Genomic DNA, 18,953 nt, shown 5'->3' with positions numbered 1-18,953 from the left:
CCCTTCTCCACTGAGAAGGGCAACCCCCGATGCCGAGGAGCTCAGCTGGCCGTGCGCCGGATCCGTCCCGCGTACCGCTTCTCCAGCTCCAGGTTCCCCTCGAAGCCCCCCGGCACGTTCGCCGACACGTACACCGGCGGCCGGTCGCCCGAGGCGATGAGCTGTCCCGCCGCCTCCGCCACGGCCATCTGCACCAGCATCACCCCGGTCAGCGTGGACAGCGCGCACACCGCCCCGCCCTCGGGCAGCGGCAGCAGCGCGTCCCCGGGGGGCGCCGCGTTGTCCAGCACGACGTCCGCGAGGTCCGCGAGCTTCTTCCCGCTCGGGTGCTTGGCCGGCACGGCCCGGGTGTGGGCGAGCGAGGTGATGGCGAGCAGTTTGTGGCCGTTCTCCTTGGCCTGGATGGCCATCTCGACGATGACGTTGTTGACGCCGGAGTTGGAGATGACGACGAAGAGGTCCTGCGGCCGGGGGGCGGCGAGGTCGTAGAGCCGGGCGGCGACGCCGGGCTCGCGCTCCAGGAGCGGGTCGTCGAGGGCGCTGGGCGCGTCGCCGCCGAAGAGCACGAGGTCGGGGACCTGGAGGCGGTTGGTGGGTACGAACCCGCCCGCGCGGCCCGCGAGTTCGAGGACGAGCGCCTGGGAGTGGCCGGTGCCGAACGCCTGGATCACCCCGTCGCCGCGGACGCAGTCGGCGATGAGGGCGGCGGCCCGGGACACGTCGGGTCCGGACGTCTCGACGAGGCGGGAGAGGACGTCGAGCCCCTCCCGGGCGAAGCGTTCCGCGTTCACGGACTCGTTGGCGGGCTCGACGGTCACCTGGGCACTCCCCACTGTTGATGGCTCAAACCACCCTGCTCTACCAAACAGGTGAATCAATAAATCACACCCACCGGCTCACGGGCAATGAGACGCCCGCTCGGTCCTGGTATTCATCAGACCGGTCAGTCGGTGGCTGGTACCTTCTTCCCATGCCCACGACCGACGTCACCACACTGATCCGCACCGAGTTGCCGAGGCTGGCCGGCTCCCTGAGGAAGGTCGGGGAGCTGATCCTGGAGGACCCGGCGGCCGTCACCCACTGTTCGGCGGCCGAGCTGGGCCGCCGCACCGGCACCTCGCAGGCGACGGTGACCCGCTTCTGCCGGGCGATCGGCCTGGACTCCTACCAGCACCTGCTGATCGAGCTGGCGCAGGAGCGCGGCCGGGGCGAGGCGTCGGACTGGGGGACGGCCGAGATCGGCCCGGACATCTCGCCGGACGACAGCCTGGAGCGGGTCGTCCAGGTCGTCGGCAGCGCGGACCTGAGGGCGATCCAGCAGACCGTGGACCGGATCGACCTCGACGCCCTGGAGCGCGCGGCGCAGGCGCTGGCGCGGGCCCGCCGGATCGACGTGTACGGGGTCGGCGGGAGCGGCGCGGTCGCGCAGGAGACGGAGACGCGGCTGTTCCGGATCGGCTGCGCGGTGCGCGGCTGGACGGAGGTGCACGGCGCGGCGACCTCGGCGGCGCTGCTGACCCCGGCGGACGTGGCGATCGGCATCTCGCACTCGGGGTCGACGCGGGAGACGCTGGAGCCGTTCGAGATGGCCAGGGAGCGGGGCGCGACGACGATCGCGCTGACCACCGACCCCCGCTCCCCGCTGGCCCGCGCCGCCGACGTCCGGCTGATCTCGGCGACCTCGGAGACGAGTTTCCGGACCGGGTCGATCGGGGGCCGGCACTCGGTTCTGATGCTCGTGGACTGTCTGTACGTGCGGGTCGCGCAGCTCTCCTACCAGCGGGCCAGCGCCTCGCTCGCGCTGACCGACCACATCGGCCCGCAGCACGCGGTGAAGGCGCGGCGCGGACGCTGATCATGCATGGATGAACCACTGAAGGTGAAAAGCGATGGTTGATTGAACCAGCACGCGGTGCCACTATGAGGCTCCCTCGACCTCCCGTAGGAGCCCCATGCGTGTCATCTCCGTCGAGTCGACCGAGCTGTTCACCGGCACCGCCGAGCATCCGCACCAGGTGGTGGCCGTCGAGATCGGTCACGAACCCGGCCGTCAGGTCCGCCTGACGCTGACGGGCCCCGGCGTCCGCGCGGTCGAGGACGTCCTCGCCACCGTCGGCGAGGACGGCACCGTCCGCGCCGAGATATCCGTGACGGCCGACGGCCTCGCGCCCGGCGACACCAGCGAGATCACCGTCACCGCGCGGGACGAGGAGCGGCGGGCCGACCTCACCGCCGAGTTCACCGCCGCCGAGCCCGGCTGGACGATGTTCATGGTCAGCCACTTCCACTACGACCCCGTGTGGTGGAACACGCAGGCCGCCTACACCGAGACCTGGGACGTCGCCGACGACCCCGCGAGCAGCGGGCTGCCCGCCCGTACCTTCGACTCGCGCGGCCAGTCCGGGATGAGTCTCGTGCGCGCCCACTGCGACCTCGCGCGGCGCGACCCGGCGTACACGTTCGTGCTCGCGGAGGTCGACTACCTCAAGCCGTACTGGGACTCCTTCCCCGAAGAGCGGGCGTTCCTGCGGGAGTTGATCCGCACCGGGCGGATCGAGATCATGGGCGGCACCTACAACGAGCCCAACACCAACCTCACCGGCGCCGAGGCGACCGTCCGCAACGCGCTGTACGGGGACGGTTTCCAGCGCGGGATCATGGGCGCGGACCCGGACACGGCCTGGCAGTTGGACGCGTTCGGGCACGATCCGCAGTTCCCCGGTCTGATGGCGGACGCGGACATCTCCACCAGCTCCTGGGCGCGCGGCCCCTTCCACCAGTGGGGGCCGACGCTGTCGGTGTTCGGGGAGGAGCCGCGCGACCCCGAACGGATGCAGTTCCAGGCGGAGTTCAACTGGATCGCGCCCTCGGGGCGCGGGCTGCTCACGGCGTACATGGTCAACCACTACGGCGCCGGCTGGGCCATCGACAACGCGCCCACGCTCCCCGAGGCCGAGCAGGCGGCCCTCAAGCTCTTCACGGGGCTGAAGAAGGTCGCGCTGACGAAGAACGTGATGCTGCCGGTCGGCGGTGACTACGCGCCGCCGTGCCGCTGGGTGATGGGCATCCACCGGGACTGGAACGCCCGTTACGTCTGGCCGAGGTTCGTCAGCGGCATCCCGCGCGACTTCTTCGCCGCCGTCCGCGCCGAGTTGGAGGCCGAGGGGCGCCTCGCCTCGCCGCAGACGCGGGACATGAACCCGATCTACACCGGCAAGGACGTCTCCTACATCGACACCAAGCAGGCCCAGCGGTACGGGGAGTCGCTGCTGTCGGACGCGGAGTCGTGGGCGACGCTCGCCTCCCTGGTGACCGGGCACCCCTACCCGGACGCGGCCCTCGACAAGGCGTGGCGCCAGCTGATCTACGGCGCCCACCACGACGCGATCACCGGCTCCGAGTCGGACCAGGTGTACGTCGATCTCCTCACCGGCTGGCGGGAGTTGTACGACCTGGCGCGCAGCGTCCACGCGGACGCGACGGACGCGCTCGCCGCCCGGGTCGCCTCGCTGCCCGGCGGGGCGCCGGACCTGGTCGTGTTCAACTCGGCGACCTGGACGCGGCGTGACGTCCTCACCGTCCCCGACCCCGGGCTCGTCCCGCTGGACGTCACCGGGCTGCCGCTGCCGGCCGTCCGGGAGAACGGTGAACTCACCGTCGTCGTCCCCGACGTCCCCGGGATGGGTCTCAAGGCCCTCTCGCTGGCGGAGGGTTCGGCGCCGGAGTGGACGCCGCAACCGGGGACGGCGACGATCCGCAACGCGTTCTACGAGGTCACCGTCGATCCCGCGCGCGGGGGCGGGGTGTGCAACTTGCGGGCGCTCGGCGAGGACGGGCGGGAACTGCTGCGGGCCGGGGAGATCGGCAACGAGCTTGTGGTGCAGGAGGAGTTCGCGCGGCACCCGCGTTTCGGGGAGGGGCCCTGGCACCTCACGCCGACCGGGGTGACCGCCGCGCGCAGCGGCGACGTCCCGGCTGACATCGATGTCCACACGTCGCCCGCCGGGTCCCGGATCACCGTGCGCGGCGACCTCGGGCTGTTCCGGTACACGCAGCGGATCACGCTGTGGGCCGGGGTCGACCGGGTCGACGTCTCCACGACCCTCGACGGGTACGACGGCGCCGACCGGCTGATCCGGGTGCGCTGGCCCTCGGACGTGCGGGGCGGGCTGCCGGTGCACGAGGTCGCGGACGCGGTGATCGGGCGCGGGTTCGGGTTCGTGGAGGTCGACAGCGAGCGGTTCCCGTGGACCCTCGACAACCCGGTCAACACCTGGTTCGCGCTCGGCTCGACGGCCCGTGTCGCCGTCCACGACACGAGCGGCGCGCTGCTGGGCGAACGGGCCGTCGGCGTCGCCGAGTTGATCTACCCCGACTGGGGCAGCGCCGGGGAGCTGGGCACGCCGCTCGCCGCCGCGCTGGTGCGGGCCGGGGTCACGGCGACCTCGACGATCGCGGGCGGGCAGCGCTACGGCGATCTGGAGGTCGACTCCAACCTGCCGGACGTCCGGATCGCCGTCGGCGGGCCCGAGCGCAACGCGCTGGTCGCCGAAGCGCTCGGCTGGGACCCGGCGGCGGCCCGCGAGCTGCGCCGGCAGCTCGCGGAGGACGGGCTCGCGTCGGTGTGGGTGGCGCCGCGGGCCTCGCTGCGCGAGGAGTGGGTGCCCGGCGCGGATCTGCGGGACCTGGAGCGGCTGCCGCTGCTGGTCGTCGCGGGCGTGGACGCCGAGCAGGACGCGAAGGCCGTCGACGCGCTGATCGCCGACCTGGAGGACGCGGTCGTGCGTGCCGTCGCCGCCGGGGGCGGGGAGGCGCTGCCGCCGGGGGACGCGTGGGACGGGCGGGGCTTCGCCGTGCTGAACCGGGGGACGCCGGGGTGTGTCGTCACGCCGTCCGGTGACCTCTACATGTCGCTGATGCGGTCCTGCACGGGCTGGCCGTCCGGGATCTGGGTCGATCCGCCCCGGCGGACCGCGCCCGACGGGTCCGGGTTCCAGCTCCAGCACTGGTCGCACACGTTCGACCACGCTGTCGTCGCCGGGGCGGGTGACTGGCGTGCGCAGCGGCTGCCGCAGGCGGGGCACGCGTTCAACCGGCCGCTGACCGGGCGGGTGCGGGGCGGGGACGAGGTCGTCGCCGGGCTGCCCCGGTCGGCGACGCTGTTCGCCGTCGAGCCGGAGGGGCGGGTGCTGCTCGACGCGCTCAAGCCCGCCGGGTCGCCGCTCGCGCGGGGCGGGTCCGTCGCCGTGGATCCCGTGCGTGGGGTCGTCGTGCGCGTGCACGAGGTCGAGGGGCGGGGCGTGCGGGCGCGGATCACCGGGCCTGTGGAGTGGGCCTCGGCGGCGCGGGCCGATGTGCTGGAGCGGATGCGCGAGGAGCTGGAGACCGACTGGGGTGTGGGGGTCGGGCTCGGCGGGTTCGAGGTGGGGACGGTGACGGCGGTGCCGGTGGGCGGGATCCTGGCGCCGGCCTGCGCGTCCGCCGCTCCCGTCGACGCCGACGAGCCCGCGCAGCCCGTCTACACCCGGTACTGGCTGCACAACTCGGGGCCCGCGCCGCGCGGCAACCTCCCGGTCGCCCTCTACCTCTCCCCCACCGCCCTCACGGCCTCGGGCCCGGTCACGACGACGCTGCGCGTCTCCTCGGAGCTGACCGACGCGGCCGTCTCCGGCACCGTGCGCGTCAAGGTCCCGGACGGCTGGTCCGCCGAGCCGGCCGTGGTCCCCTACGACCTCGCGCCCGCCGGTTTCAGCCTCACGGACGTCACCGTCGTCCCGCCGCCGGACGCCGCCCCCGGCCGCCACTGGCTCACCGCGCGCCTCGTCCACGCGGGCCAGACGTACGAGGACGTCATCGCCCTCGACGTCCCGGGCACCGCCGCGCCCGGCGAACCCGACGGCCGCACCGGGCCGACGCTGCTCACCTCCCTCGGCACCGAGCGGGTCCTGCTGCGGCGGGGCGAGCGGACGACCGTGCCCGTCCAACTACGCAACACCACACGGGGAACGGTGAACGGGCAGCTCTGGGCCCTGTCCGCCTGGGGCACCTGGACCGGCGTCTCGCCGGGCCTCCAGGGCTTCACCGTGCCCGCCGGGCAGAGCGTCGACTGCGCGATCGAGGTGGACGCGGGCGCCGTGCCGCCGGGCTCGTACTGGCTGATGGCGAAGGTGGGGTGGCACGGGTGTGTCGCGTACACGGAGGCCGTCGTGGTGGAGGTGACGGAGTGAGCGGTGAGAAGGCGGCGGCGCAGGCAGAGGGGGTGCGGGCAGCGAGGGTGCGGGCCGGGGTGGGCGGCCCCGCTTCGACTGTCTCCTCGGGGCCGGGGACTCCCCCAGGACCGGAGCGCCGGGCCGGGGCGGAGCCCGGCGGGCCGGAGGGGCCGGCAGGCGGTGCGCTGAGTGCCGTCCCGCCGCCGGACACCACCGTCCTCGACCCACCCCAGCCGCACGCCCCGCGCGCGCACGCGCACCCGCACGATCACCATCCCCCGCGCGCCGCCACCGTCGGCGGGGACGCCGTTCCCGTCGGCCGGGTGGACGCGCTGCTCGCCGCTGTTCCCGCGCGGGAGCGGGTGACGCGGCCCGAGGGGTTGGCGCGGGACGAGCGGCAGCGCAGGAGGTGGGCTACGCAGGTCGTGGTCGTGGACGAGCTGGCGCGGCGGGCGTGTGCGGCGCGGGGGCTGGCGGCGCCGCCGGAGCTGGCGCCCTCGCGGGTGCGCGGGGTGTCCGGGTCGGACGTCGCTGACCTGGGGTCCATCGTCGCCGTGGCGCTCGCGCACTCCGCCGCCGCGCGGGCGCTGCTGGCGGCGCTGGAGGGTGAGCAGGTGGTCGCGGAGGCGGCCGTGCGGGAGTACTACGAGCGCAACCCCGACCGGTTCCTGACGCCGGAGGCGCTGCGGCGGGGCGTGGACCCGTTCCGGGGTGCGGCGGCGCGGGATCTGGTGCCGTACGCGCGCGTGCGCGACGGGATCGAGGGTGAGCTGCGGCGGGCCCGGGGACGGCAGGCGTTCTTCGACTGGCTGGACCGCGAGCGGGCCGACGTCCGGTACACGCACGGGCACGAGCACCCGGGCGACCCGGCGCATCCGGATCACGAGCACCGGCACTGAGGCGTGCCGGGCTCGCCGTGGTGAACGCCCCGGTAACGCACGGAACCGAAACGCAACACGGCAAACCATTGACCTCCGATGAATTCTGGTCCACCTTTTCATCAATCGGAGTCCAACTTGGTGATTTGAACCAGCAGGAAGGCCCAGGCATGCACGCGAGAACACTGACCGGGACCATGGTGGGCGTCATCGCCCTGGCCCTGACCGCCACAGGCTGCGGCCTCTCCGGCGGCGGCTCGGACGGCGGCGCCAAGGCGGGCGACTGCAGTGTGGACAAGGCCAACGTCGGCTCCGGGAAGCTCACCGGCGACGTGAAGGGCGAGATCACCTTCCAGACGACGAACTTGAAGAAAGACTTCTCCCCGTACTTCAACGGCGTCATCGCGGCCTTCGAGAAGGCGAACCCCGGCGCGAAGGTCAAGTGGATCGACGACCCCGGTGACGCGACGTTCACCCAGCGCCTCGTCTCGGACGCGCAGGCATGTACGTTGCCGGACGTCGTCAACATCAACGTCAACACGGCGACGGCGCTGACGAAGACCGGCTACCTGCTGAACCTCGACCAGAAGGCCCCGGACGCGGGCAAGCCGTTCGCCCCCGCGATGTGGGAGTCGAGCACCTACACCGACGCGGCCGGCCAGAAGGTGCACAGCGTCCTGCCCTGGTACTCCGGCGGCATCGTGCAGACCTTCAACACCGACCTGCTGAAGAAGGCGGGCCTCGACCCGGCCAAACCTCCGACCACCGTCCTCGGCATGTTCGCCGACGCGGAGAAGATCGCGAAGGCGTCCGACGGCGACTACTACGCCTTCCTCGCCAACCCGCAACTGCGCATCCCCGCCGACTGGCAGCAGATGGGCGTCAAGGTCCTCTCCGACGACGGCAAGAAGTTCACCTTCGCCGACGACCCGAAGACCGTGCGGTGGGTCGAGGGCATGACGAAGCTCTACAAGGCCGGCGCGATGCCGCGCGACTCGCTCTCCTCCAACCAGGACCCCTCGACGGTCTACGGCCAGGGCAAGTTGGTGTACGGCTCGTCGAACCCGAACTTCCTGCGCTTCATCGAGCAGAACAACCCGAGCGTCTACAAGAAGACCGGCGTGGCCCGCTACATGCTGGACGGCCTCGGCCACACCGTCGGCGCCCCGCAGTACATCGGCGTCGCCTCCACCAGCAAGCACGCGGCGACCGCGCTCGCGTTCGCGCAGTTCCTGACGAACGCGCAGAACCAGCTCGCCTGGGCGAAGGACCCGAACGTCGTCATCTTCCCCTCGACGACCGCCTCCCTGGACGACCCGTTCTTCCAGGACGTGAAGGGCGACGACCCGTTCGCCGAGGCCCGCAAGATCGTCGCCGGCGACCGCAAGACGGCGACGGCCGACGAGATCGCCCTCACCCCGGGCGAACTGAACGCGGCCTCCGCCCAGGTGCAGCTCGCGATGCAGGGCAAGAAGAGCGCCCAGGACGCCCTGGACGACGCCCAGAAGAAGATGAACGAGCTGATCGCGCAAGGTAGCTGAGCATGGCGTCCAAGACCCTGACCCCGGTGCCCGTCGCGGCACCGGGCCGTCCGGCCCCCGAACGCCCCTCCGGGGTGCGCCGGTTGCTGCGGCTGGTCAAGCCGGGCCCCACCGCCGAGGCGGGCGGCGCCGCGCTGTACCGGCGCTGGTGGCTGCCGTGGCTGTGGATGTCCCCGGCGATCCTCGGCGTCACGGTGTTCGGCGTGTACCCGTTCCTGAACACGCTGCTGCTGTCCTTCACGAACGCCAAACCCCTCGGTGGGGCCGCGGACTTCGTGGGCCTGGACAACTACACGCGGATGCTGGACGACCCGGACTTCTGGCTCGCGACCCGCAACAGCCTGCTGTACGCGGTGATCGTCGTCCCGCTGATGGTGCTGCTGCCGCTGATGCTGGCGGTGCTGGTGGAGAAGAACCTGCCGGGCATCGGCTTCTTCCGCTCCGCCTTCTACACCCCGGTCCTCGCCTCCAGCGTGGTCGTGGGCCTGAGCTGGCAGTGGCTGCTGTCGGACCAGGGCCTGGTCAACACCTGGCTGGAGAAGGCCCATCTGATCAGGTCGGCGATCCCCTTCCTCTCCGACTCGTGGCTGATCCTGTTCTCCGCGATGGGCCTGACCATCTGGAAGGGCCTCGGCTGGTACATGATCTTCTACCTGGCCGCTCTCGGGAACGTGCCCAAGGAACTCCACGAGGCGGCCTCCGTGGACGGCGCGGGCGCGATCCGCCGCTTCTGGCACGTCACCGTGCCCGGGGTGCGCACCTCGATGATGCTGGTCGGCACCCTCACCGGCATCGGCTCGCTGCGGGTGTTCACCGAGATCTACATGCTGGGCGGCTCGACCGGCGGCCCCGGCGGCGCCGACCGCACGCTCCCCTTCTACATCCGCGACGTCGCCCTCGACCCGCTCACCGGCAACGCCGGCTACGGCTCCGCCGTCAGCGTCGCCCTCTTCGCACTGACCCTGGGCCTCACGCTCCTGTCCCAGCGCCTCACCAAGGAGGACGAGTCATGACGACGGCCACCGCAGCCGCGAAGCCCCGGCGCTTCGTGCCGCGCTGGCGCGACTACGGCCGCCCGCGTGAACTCATCGTCCGCTACCTGCTGTTGCTGTTCGTCCTCGGCATCACCGTCGGCCCCCTCGTGTGGCAGTTCCTGTCGTCGCTGAAGGGCGCGGGCGAGGACGTGTTCGGCGCGGGCGCCACGATCTTCCCCCGGCATCCGACGCTCAACGCCTACCGGCAGGTCTTCGACCAGGTGCCGGTGTGGACGTACATCCGCAACAGCATGGTCGTCGTCGTGCTGTCGGTCGGCAGCCAGCTGCTGTTCTCCACCCTCGCCGGCTACATGCTCTCCAAGCCGGCCTGGAAGGGCCGGGGGCTGGTGTGGGTGCTGCTGATGGCGTCCATGATGTTCCCGTTCGAGTCGATCATGGTGTCGCTGTTCCTGAGCATCCGCGACCTCGGGCTCGTCGACCACCTCACCGGCGTCTGGCTGCCCGGCTTCGTCGCCGCCATCAACGTCCTCATCATGCGCGCCGCGTTCCTCGCGGTGCCGCGCGAGATCGAGGACGCGGCGATGCTGGACGGCGCGGGCGAGTGGAAGCGGTTCCGGCACCTGTACCTGCCGTCCGCGTACGGGGCGCTCCTCGTCGTCACCATCAACACGTTCATCAGCGCCTGGGACGACTTCCTGTGGCCGCTGATCGTGCTGCGCACCGAGGACCACTTCACGCTGACGCTGGGCCTCTCGCGTCTTCAGTCGTCGTCGTTCGGGTACGACCAGCGCCTGGTGATGGCGGGGTCCGTGATCTCGGTGATCCCGGTGCTGGTGCTGTTCATCATCACCCAGCGCTGGTTCTACAAGGGCGTCTCGTCGGGCGCGGTCAAGCTCTGAGGATCAGGGGGACGACGCTCAGCGCCTCCCGCGCGGAGGCGGCGACCCTGATCTCGGTCTCCTCCGGCACGAACGCCTCCAAGTCGGCGCCGACCAGCTCCAGTTGGTCGGCGCCGAGCCGTGTCGAGACGGTACGGGTCTCGCCGGGGGCCAGCTCCACGCCCTGGAACGCCCGCAGTTCGAGGGTGCGCGGCCACACGGTGGTGCGCAGGGGGCGGATGTAGACCTGGACGACGCAACGGCCGTGCCGGGTACCGGTGTTGGTGACGTCCACGCGGACGGTGTCCCCGCTCGCCTCGGGAGTCCCGAACGCGAACGTCGTGTACGCCAGGCCGTGCCCGAACCCGTACAGCGGCTCGGCGTCCTCGTCGACGTAGCGGCCGTACTCGGTGTCCTTGTGGTTGTAGTAGACCGGGAGTTGGGCCGCCGAGCGGGGCACCGAGACGGGGAGCCGGCCGCGCGGTTCGGCGAGGCCGAGCAGGATCTCGGCGATCGCGTCGCCGCCCCACGGGCCCGGGTACCAGGCGCTCAGCACGGCCCCGGCGCGCTCGGCCGCCTCGGGCACGGCGTGCGGGCGGCCCTGGACCAGGACGACGGCCGTCGGGGTGCCGGTCGCGGTGACCGCGTCCAGCAGGGCGTGCTGCGCGGGGCCCAGGCGCAGGTGCGCGAGGTCGACGCCCTCGCCGCACGTCATGTCGTCGCGGGCCTGAAGTGCGGCGCCGTTCGCGTCGAACTCCGTGTCGGGGGTGCGGGCGCTGCTGCCGCCGAGGACGAGGACGGCCAGGTCGGAGGCGGCTGCCGCCGCGACCGCCTCGGGGATGCCGGTGCGGTCGTCGCCGGTGAGGGCGCAGCCCTTCGCGTGCCGCACGTCCAGGGCGGGCGCGAGTCTGCGCAGGGCGTCCAGGACGGTGGCGCCCTCGCGCTGGGGGGCCGTGTAGTCGCCGAGCTGGTGGGTGATGGTCGCCGCGTGGGGGCCGAGGACCGCGATGCGGCGGGTGTCCGGGGGGATCGGGAGGACGCCGTCGTTGTGCAGGAGGGTGAGCGAAGCGCGGGCCAGGTCGGTGCTGATGCCACGGCCGTCGGGGAGGGCGGCGCGGGGGGTGTAGGGGTTCTCGAAGAGGCCGAGGCGGAACTTCAGGCGCAGGACCCGTGCGACGGCCGCGTCGAGGGTGGCCACGGTGACGAGTCCCCGCTCCACCGCCTCCTCCAGGTGCGTGAAGCCCTCGTCCCACAGGCTCATGTCCACACCGGCGTTGACGGCGAGCGCGCCCGCGGTGAGCTTGTCGCCGGTGATGCGGGCCAGGCGGTCCACGGCCAGGCCGTCCGCCATGACGAGGCCGTCGAAACCCCACGTGTCCCTCAGCAGGCCGGTCAGGAGGGGCCTGTTGCCGGCGCAGGGGAGGCCGTCGACCTCGTTGTACGCGGACATGAAGGCCGCGGCGCCCGCCCGTACGCCCGCTCTGGCCGCCGGGAGGTGGATCTCGTGCAGTTCCCTTCGGCCCAGTTCGGTCTCGGCGGAGTTCCTGCCGCCGGTGGTGGCTCCCTGGCCGGCCAGGTGCTTCAGGACGACCGGGGCCTTGTCCTCGGCGAACCTCTCCCCCGGGTGGCCCTGCATGCCGTGGACCAGGGCTTCGGTGAGGCGGGCTGCCAGGTGGGGGTCCTCGCCGAAGCACTCCTCCGTGCGGCCCCAGCGGGGGTCTCGCGCGATGTCCAGCGCCGACACCAGGGCGACGTGACCGCCCCTCGCCCGCAGTTCCGCCGCCGCGTGCGCCGCGGCCCGCTCGTACAGCTCCGGGTCCCAGGTGGCGCCTACGCCCAGGTTCACGGGCAGGACCGTGCCGTCCAGGGCCATGAGGCCGTGCGGGACCTCCTCCACGAACAGGGCGGGGATGCCCAGGCGGCTGCTCTCCAGGACGTGCCGCTGCACCAGGTCGGCCAGGTCCGCGCTGGTCGCCGCGTCGGGGCCGGTGCCGTGGTCGACGCCGGACCAGGCGTCCGCGCGCATCAGGCCGTACACGGCGCCCAGGCCCTCCCAGCGGGCGGTCTCCTCGCGCAGCGCCTCGGTGAGGGTGAAGTCGCCGGCGGGGGTGCGGTGGTAGGCGTTCCAGCCGAACATGCGCTGGTTGAGCTGGCCGACCTTCTCGCGCAGGGTCATGCGGGAGAGAAGGTCGGCGACTCGGGAGTCCGTGGGGGCGGAGGGGTCTTGGTAGAGGGGGGTCGGCATCGGGGTCCTTCGGGGGGAGGGGGCGGCGGGGGCGGGCTGAGGGGGCGGCGGGGGTGGGCGTCGGGTGTGCGGGCGGGGGCTTCGGCGTGGTCTCGCGGTACGGCGGGGCCGGTTTCCCGCCGGTCCCCTTCGGGGTCGGGGCGACGGCTGTGGCGTCCCGTGCGGGTCGGCTCCCGGTGTTCGGCGGGGCCGCGTCTTGCGGCGGGAGTGCAGTTCTCGTGTGGCGCGCGGTGTTTCAGGGGGTCAGCGCGTCAGCGTTTCGGCGCCTCGGGGTCTCGACGTCTCGGCATCTCTCCGTCCCGGCGCGTCAGCGTTTCGCCGCGAGCCTCGCCAGGGCGACCGCTCCGGCGGAGCCGTCCGTCACGGGGGCGATGGTGAGGCCGAGGGGGGCGAGGTGTTCGGTGAGGGGGGTGAGGAGGGGACCGGCGGGGGCGAGGAGGCCGCCCGTGACGACCAGCGGCTCACCGGGCCGTGGGCTGAGGGCGGCCACCGTCTCGACCAGCGCGGCGGCGGCCTCCCGGAGGATCTGCCGGGCGACCTCGTCACCGTCGTCGGCCGCGCGGGTGACCAGGGGGGCGTGTGCGGCGAGGTCCGTGGGGCGGCGTTCCATCACGGCGGGGAGGAGGTGGGCGCGGTAGGCGGCGCGGTGGGAGAGGGGCCAGGGGGAGGAGGGGTGCGGGGATGCGAGGTGATCCGAGGTCTGCGGTGGCAGCAGGGCCTGCGGGATGCCCAGTGCGCGGCCGACGGACGTCACCAGCGTGGTCGGCTCGCCCCGGCCGTCCGCCGCTCGCAGGGCCGCGCGGACCGCTCGGCGGCCGATCCAGAAGCCGCTGCCCTCGTCGCCCAGGAGCCAGCCGTCGCCGCCGGAGGTCGCGACGAGGACGCGGCCCTCGACGCGCGCGGCGACGGATCCCGTGCCAGCGATCAGGGCGAGCCCTGCGGCGGGGTGGCCGGGGGCGCCGGCGAAGGCGGCCTCGATGTCGCTGTGAATGGTGATCGGGGGGAGGGGGACGCCGAGGTGGGCCAGGGCCGCGGTCAGGGCGGCACGGGCGTGACGGCGGCCGGGTTCCTCGGCGGGGTCCTGGGGCGCCGGGGCATCCGCGCGCGTCGACCCGTTCGACGTCCCCTCCCCCGCGTCCTCGGCGTCCCCGGCCTCACGTCCCGGCGGAGCCGCCCGTACGCTCGCCGCGCCCGCGAACCCGCCCGCGACGGCGACGACGCGTCCCGGCACGGCGGCGCCCCGCAGGGCCGCGCCGATCGCCTCGGTCAGGTGCGCGGTGACGCGCTCGACCGGGACGGTCAGGGCGTTGCCCGGCCCGGAGGCGCCCTCGGCGAGGGGGCGGCCGTCGGCGGCGTCCGCGAGGACCGCGCGGGTGCGGGTGCCTCCGGCGTCGACGCCGAGGACGTAAGCGGGGCCCTCGTCGCAGACCAAGACTTGGTTCAAATCACTATTCATCGGTCCCCATGGTGGTTGATACATTCGCCGCAGACAAGGTCCGAAGTGGATCCGCGACCCGAGGAGCACGCCATCAGCACCACGCCACCTGCCACGGAACTCCGCTTCGGCGTCAACTACACCCCACGCCGGGGCTGGTTCCACGCCTGGCACGACTTCGACGCGCGGCACGCCCGCGAGGACCTGGCGCAGATCGCCGAACTCGGCCTCGACCACATCCGCGTCTTCCACCTCTGGCCCCTCCTCCAGCCCAACCGCACCCTCATCCGCACCACGGCCGTGGACCAGCTGGCCCACCTGGTGGACCTCGCGGCGGAGGTGGACCTCGACGTGATGGTGGACGGCGTCCAGGGCCACCTGTCGAGCTTCGACTTCTACCCGGAGTGGACCCGCAGCTGGCACCACCGCAACGTGTTCACCGACCCCGAGGCGATCGAGGCCCAGGCGACCCTGCTGCGCACCCTCGGCAAGGCCCTCGCCGGCCGCCCCAACCTGATCGGCCTGCAACTCGGCAACGAGCTGAACAACCTCGTCGAGCACAACCCCGTGACGGTCCACGAGGTGGACCACTACCTCGACACGCTCCTCGCCGCCGCCCGCGACGGCCTCGGCACCGCCGGTCTCGTGACCCACTCCGCGTACGACGCCGCCTGGTACGGCGACGACCACCCCTTCACCCCGCAGGCGTCGGCCCGCAAGGGCGACGTCACCACCGTCCACCCCTGGGTCTTCTCCGGCGACTGCGCCCGCCGCTACGGCCCGCGCTCCCCGCAGGTCCACCACCTCGCCGAGTACGGCACGGAGCTGGCGAAGGCGTACGCGACCGACCCCGCCCGCCCGGTCTGGGTCCAGGAGACCGGCGCCCCCGAGCCCCACATCCCCGCCGCCGACGCCCCCCTCTTCGCCCGCGAGACCCTGCTCAACGCGGCGAGCTGCACGAACCTGTGGGGCATCACGTGGTGGTGCTCCCACGACGTGGACCGCAGCCTCGCGGACTACCCCGAACTCGAGTACACGCTGGGCCTGTTCGACTCCCAGGGCAAGCCGAAGCCGATCGCGGAGGCGATCGAGGAGACGATCACGGAGGTCCGCACGCTCCCCCTGACCCCGTCGCCGCGCACGGCGGCGCTGGTCCTGGACTGCACCCCGTCGACGAGGTCGACGTCGGGTCCGGGGGGCGCGTTCTTCGAGGAGTGGATGCGGCTGCGCGCGCAAGGCGTGCGTCCGGCCGTGGTCCTGGCCGAACACGCCGGGGACTCCACGTACTTGGCGGCACGTGGAGTCACGGAGCTGATCGACGCCGGGTGAGGCGCGCGGTCAGGGGCGCGGAGCCGTGCCGGTGCGCGGCTCCGCCACCACCTCGGCCACGGCCCGCAGGTTCACCCTCCCCCGCCCGTAGGACAGCACGGCCCCCGCGTCCCCGGCCCCCGGCAGCCCGGTCGCCACCAGCACCGCGTCCGGCCGCGCGGCGACCAGCGCCTTCTTCACCCACCCCTGCCACGGATACAGCTCGGCGTCACAGGTGGCCACCACCAACGGCCGCCCGGCGGCCTCCTTCAGCACCTCGGCCACCGCCTCCTCCCGGTCCTCGGGCTCCCCGGCGACCGCCACCCCGTCCGCGCCCGGGTCGACCTCCCGCACGGCGCTCACCAGGCTCTCCCCGCCCCAGTTCAGCGCGGGGTGGGGCCGGGGGAACAGGTCCACGACGTACGCCCCCGCCACCGCGGACGCCAACTCCCCCTTGTCCACGGCCCGTCGGGCGGCCGCCAGCCCCGCCTCCTCCGAACCGGCCTCACCCGGCACCGCGGGTGTCGCGTACCGGTCGGCGAGCCGCCGCACGCGGGCCGCCGCCTCCCCCACCCGTTCCTCGCCGAGCGAGCCGTCGCGCAGCGCCCCGAGCACCGCGTCCCGGCACGCCAGCGTGGTCGCCAACTCCGGTACGGCGACGATCACCTGGTCCGCCCCGGCGGCCAGCGCGAGCCGGGCCCCCGCGGCCTCCCCGTACCCGTCGGCGATGGCCTTCATCTCCAGCGCGTCACTCACGAGCACCCCGTCGAACCCCAGCTCCCCGCGCAGCAACTCCCCGAGGATGTAAGGGCTCAGGGTCGCGGGCAGCGCGGGGTCGAGCGCCGGGAACACCACGTGCGCGCTCATCAGCATGGGCACCCCCGCCCCGATCGCCGCCCGGAACGGCGCGAGGTCCAGCTCCGTCGACTCCCGGGGGTCGACGGCGAGTTCGTAGTGGCTGTCGGTGACGGTCCCCCCGTGTCCGGGGAAGTGTTTCGCGCAGGACGCCACCCCCCGCGCCTCGGTCGCGGAGATCCACGCCTCAAGGTGCCGGGCGACCACGGCAGGGTCGGACCCGAAGGCGCGCGTGCGGACGATGGGGTTCTCCCCCCGGTGCTGGAGGTCCGCGACGGGCGCGTACGACACCCCGATGCCGAGGCTCGCGAGGTGCGCGGCGAGCGCGTCCGCGCAGGCGGCGGTCAGCGCGGGGTCGTCGACGACGCCGAGCGCGTAGTTGCCGGGCACCTCGGGCGCCCCGGCGGTGACGAGGTGGCCGATCCCGCCGCCCTCGTTGTCGATGGCGATCAGCAGATCGGACCGCAGGTTCCGCAGGGTGGACGTCAGCTCGCGTACCTGGTCGGCGTCGCGGATGTTGCGGGTGAAGAGGATGACCCCGCCGAGCCCTCGGTGGATCAGCTCTACGAGGTCGTCGGGCACGGTGGTCGTCCCGGCGAAACCGGCGACGAGGCAGCGGTGGGCGGCCTCGTCGAGGGCGGCGGGGAGGGCGGGGCGCGCAGATGGGGTCACCCCCGGAATCCTCTGGCTCACCGAACCGAAAGTCAACAAGCGACAGGATTTGATCATTCATCCGGCGCCACAGAAAGGGCACGCAGAAGGGCCTCCCCGTCTCGGACGGAGAGGCCCTTCGAAGCCAGGCAGCTACATCACGCCTACTGCGCGGCGCCCTTCTTGCGGCGGTTCGCGAAGTACAGGGCGCCCGCGCCGATGGCGACGACCGCCGCGGCCCCGCCCGCGATCGGCCCGACCGGCGTGCTCGCGCCGGTCTCGGCCAGCGGCGGCGTGGACGCGCTGGGCGACGGCGACGGCGTGGCCGGCGGGGTCGACGTCAGCGGCGGCACCTCGGGCGTGGTCGGCGGGGTCTCGTCCGAGCCCGGGGTGGTGGGCGCGGGCGGGGTGACCTCGCCGGCGGACGGCGGGGTCGGGGTCGGGGAGGCCGGCGGGGTGCTGGGCTCCTCGGGGACGCCGGGCGTCGACGGCGGCGTCGAGGGGGTCTCCTCGGCCGCGCACTTCTTGTCGCCGCCGTTCCACGCGGCTATGAGGTGCTGCGGTGTGGCGACGTTCCCGGGCTGGTAGGGCGCGGGGCCGTGGCCCTCGCCGGTGCCGCCGTCGTAGGTGACGTCGTCGCCGTAGAGGTCGATCTGGCCGTAGCAGTCGGGCGTCTTCACGCTGAGCTGCTGCCAGGTGCGGCCGGTGTCGTCCTGGCCGGCGACGTCGTCGGCGCCGAGGTAGACGGTGGCCTTGTCGACGAGGGTCTGCGTGCCGGAGGTGGCCCAGCTCGGGCCCTCGGTCGTGTACTCGGCGAGCGAGACGGGGTACTTGCAGTCGGCGCCGATCTGCTGGCCGGCCGCCAGGCGGACCTCGACCTTGTCGAGGCCGGAGCTCCAGGTGCGGAAGCCGCCGGTGGAGGTCCAGTCGCCGCCCGCCAGGCGGTACTGGATGGTGGCGGCGGAGCAGTCGGCACCGGTCGTGGCGTTCGCCGGGGCCGCGAAGAGGAGGGGCGCGGCGGAGGTGGCGAAGGCCGTCGCCGCGAGCAGCGCCAGGCTTCTGGCGCGCCGCGACGTGGAGTACTGCGTACGGGACAAGTTGAGCCTCTGTGCAGTGAGTGGATCGTGTGGGAGGTGGATCTCGCCGCGATCATCTTCGACGTCCACGACGAACGTCAATTCGATGCCCCGGCCCGTAAAGGGGGTGCCAACCGCTGGTCATCGGCTCCCCTGTGCGGCCGGTCGTACGACCGCGTCACCGTCAGTTCACGGCGGGCAGTCCGGGGCCCGCGCACCGGACGTCGGCCGTCGGCACGGTGCCGTCCACGAGGTAGGCGGCGGCCGTCGTGTCGACGCATCCGTTGCCCCGGCTCGCGAACACGCCGTGGGAGTAGTCGTCGTCGAGGGTGACGATCCGGGACCCGGGCAGCAGCCGGCGCAGCGCGCGGGCGCCCTCGGCCGGGGTGACGGGGTCGTGCACGGAGGAGACGAGGATCAGGGGCGGGGCGCCGGGGTTGCCGAGTGCGGTCCGGTGGGCGGGGCGGTAGGTCCAGTACGCGCAGGCGGCGGCCTCCATGCCGGTGAGCACCGGCGCGGGGGCGAGGCGGTGCAGGCGGCACCGGTCGGCGAGGATCCGGGCGGGGGCCGGGCCGGGTCCGTCGGCGCACTTCACGATCCGGTTGGCGGCCTCGTAGTTCCGCGAGGCGGACCCGTCGAAGGGCGCGGGCAGGCGCAGTCCGTCGATGGCGCCGTCGTGGGGGTGGGCACGGATGCCGTCGGGGACGGTCACGCGGCGCGGCAGGAAGGTCAAGGGAGTCTCTTCGGACGGCCATCGGACGGTCATCGGAGAACTGGGTGACAATGAAAATGATTATCGATAACGTGTCCGGGTCACAACCGGAGCCGCCTTCCGCGAAGGCGCGCTCCGTCCTGCGCCAAGAACTCAACTCCAGTCCTGGA

13 protein-coding genes are annotated in these 18,953 nt (G+C 73.1%); 7 read left to right on the top strand and 6 right to left on the bottom strand.

What is annotated here, in order from left to right; translation table 11 throughout:
- Positions 1-41: 41 nt before the first annotated feature.
- A complete protein-coding gene (locus IAG44_RS37665; RefSeq protein WP_187751545.1) occupies positions 42-818 on the bottom strand; it encodes a sugar isomerase domain-containing protein in 777 nt (258 codons plus the stop codon).
- A 152-nt stretch (positions 819-970) separates the two neighbouring features.
- Between IAG44_RS37665 and IAG44_RS37660 the strand changes: the two genes are divergently transcribed.
- The 6 genes from IAG44_RS37660 (at position 971) to IAG44_RS37635 (ending at position 10,522) form a co-directional block, all read left to right on the top strand.
- The gene (locus IAG44_RS37660; protein ID WP_187751544.1) at positions 971-1,855 is read left to right on the top strand and encodes a MurR/RpiR family transcriptional regulator; all 885 of its coding nucleotides are present in this window, start codon (positions 971-973) and stop codon (positions 1,853-1,855) included.
- 97 nt (positions 1,856-1,952) lie between these two features.
- Positions 1,953-6,227, top strand: a complete 4,275-nt coding sequence (locus tag IAG44_RS37655) for a glycoside hydrolase family 38 N-terminal domain-containing protein (protein WP_187751543.1) — start codon at positions 1,953-1,955, stop codon at positions 6,225-6,227.
- Between the two features lie 305 nt (positions 6,228-6,532).
- On the top strand, positions 6,533-7,108 hold the full coding sequence (locus IAG44_RS37650) for a peptidyl-prolyl cis-trans isomerase (protein WP_187753029.1): 576 nt from the start codon (positions 6,533-6,535) through the stop codon (positions 7,106-7,108).
- Between the two features lie 149 nt (positions 7,109-7,257).
- On the top strand, positions 7,258-8,628 hold the full coding sequence (locus tag IAG44_RS37645; protein ID WP_187751542.1) for an extracellular solute-binding protein: 1,371 nt from the start codon (positions 7,258-7,260) through the stop codon (positions 8,626-8,628).
- 2 nt (positions 8,629-8,630) lie between these two features.
- The gene (locus IAG44_RS37640) at positions 8,631-9,641 is read left to right on the top strand and encodes a carbohydrate ABC transporter permease (RefSeq protein ID WP_187751541.1); all 1,011 of its coding nucleotides are present in this window, start codon (positions 8,631-8,633) and stop codon (positions 9,639-9,641) included.
- A complete protein-coding gene (locus tag IAG44_RS37635) occupies positions 9,638-10,522 on the top strand; it encodes a carbohydrate ABC transporter permease (protein ID WP_187751540.1) in 885 nt (294 codons plus the stop codon). Before IAG44_RS37640 ends, IAG44_RS37635 begins: the two co-directional genes overlap by 4 nt.
- Here the strand turns inward: IAG44_RS37635 and IAG44_RS37630 are convergent.
- Positions 10,512-12,746, bottom strand: a complete 2,235-nt coding sequence (locus IAG44_RS37630; protein ID WP_187751539.1) for a glycoside hydrolase family 3 N-terminal domain-containing protein — start codon at positions 12,744-12,746, stop codon at positions 10,512-10,514. The two genes, IAG44_RS37635 and IAG44_RS37630, sit on opposite strands and share 11 nt — an antisense overlap.
- Before the next feature lie 307 nt (positions 12,747-13,053).
- Positions 13,054-14,202 (bottom strand): N-acetylglucosamine kinase, encoded by a 1,149-nt coding sequence (locus IAG44_RS37625; RefSeq protein ID WP_187751538.1) that lies wholly within the window; start codon positions 14,200-14,202, stop codon positions 13,054-13,056.
- A gap of 45 nt (positions 14,203-14,247) precedes the next feature.
- Here IAG44_RS37625 and IAG44_RS37620 point away from each other — a divergent pair, with 45 nt between their 5' ends.
- On the top strand, positions 14,248-15,510 hold the full coding sequence (locus IAG44_RS37620; RefSeq protein WP_187751537.1) for a glycoside hydrolase 5 family protein: 1,263 nt from the start codon (positions 14,248-14,250) through the stop codon (positions 15,508-15,510).
- 9 nt (positions 15,511-15,519) lie between these two features.
- Here the strand turns inward: IAG44_RS37620 and nagZ are convergent, their stop codons facing one another.
- The 3 genes from nagZ to IAG44_RS37605 all read right to left on the bottom strand — a co-directional run bounded on the left by nagZ (position 15,520) and on the right by IAG44_RS37605 (position 18,804).
- Positions 15,520-17,016, bottom strand: a complete 1,497-nt coding sequence (gene nagZ / locus IAG44_RS37615) for a beta-N-acetylhexosaminidase (protein WP_246562384.1) — start codon at positions 17,014-17,016, stop codon at positions 15,520-15,522.
- 143 nt (positions 17,017-17,159) lie between these two features.
- Entirely contained in the window at positions 17,160-18,092 is a 933-nt protein-coding gene (locus tag IAG44_RS44385; RefSeq protein ID WP_187751535.1) for an LAETG motif-containing sortase-dependent surface protein, read from the bottom strand.
- Between the two features lie 163 nt (positions 18,093-18,255).
- Positions 18,256-18,804, bottom strand: coding sequence for an alpha/beta hydrolase (locus IAG44_RS37605; RefSeq protein ID WP_246562383.1), 549 nt, complete (start codon positions 18,802-18,804; stop codon positions 18,256-18,258).
- Positions 18,805-18,953 lie beyond the last annotated feature (149 nt).

The sequence above is a fragment of the Streptomyces roseirectus genome (assembly GCF_014489635.1).
In the GTDB taxonomy this organism is placed as follows: domain Bacteria; phylum Actinomycetota; class Actinomycetes; order Streptomycetales; family Streptomycetaceae; genus Streptomyces; species Streptomyces roseirectus.
Note: the sequence above shows the minus strand (reverse complement) of the source record. Positions and strands in the feature narration are given on the sequence as shown.

Excerpts from the sequence above, each read along its gene's own strand:
- IAG44_RS37660 (WP_187751544.1), top strand. The coding sequence starts at position 971 with ATGCCCACGACCGACGTCACCACACTGATCCGCACCGAGTTGCCGAGG.
- IAG44_RS37655 (WP_187751543.1), top strand. The coding sequence starts at position 1,953 with ATGCGTGTCATCTCCGTCGAGTCGACCGAGCTGTTCACCGGCACCGCC.
- IAG44_RS37645 (WP_187751542.1), top strand. The coding sequence starts at position 7,258 with ATGCACGCGAGAACACTGACCGGGACCATGGTGGGCGTCATCGCCCTG.
- IAG44_RS37640 (WP_187751541.1), top strand. The coding sequence starts at position 8,631 with ATGGCGTCCAAGACCCTGACCCCGGTGCCCGTCGCGGCACCGGGCCGT.
- IAG44_RS37635 (WP_187751540.1), top strand. The coding sequence starts at position 9,638 with ATGACGACGGCCACCGCAGCCGCGAAGCCCCGGCGCTTCGTGCCGCGC.
- IAG44_RS37630 (WP_187751539.1), bottom strand. The coding sequence starts at position 12,746 with ATGCCGACCCCCCTCTACCAAGACCCCTCCGCCCCCACGGACTCCCGA.
- IAG44_RS37625 (WP_187751538.1), bottom strand. The coding sequence starts at position 14,202 with ATGAATAGTGATTTGAACCAAGTCTTGGTCTGCGACGAGGGCCCCGCT.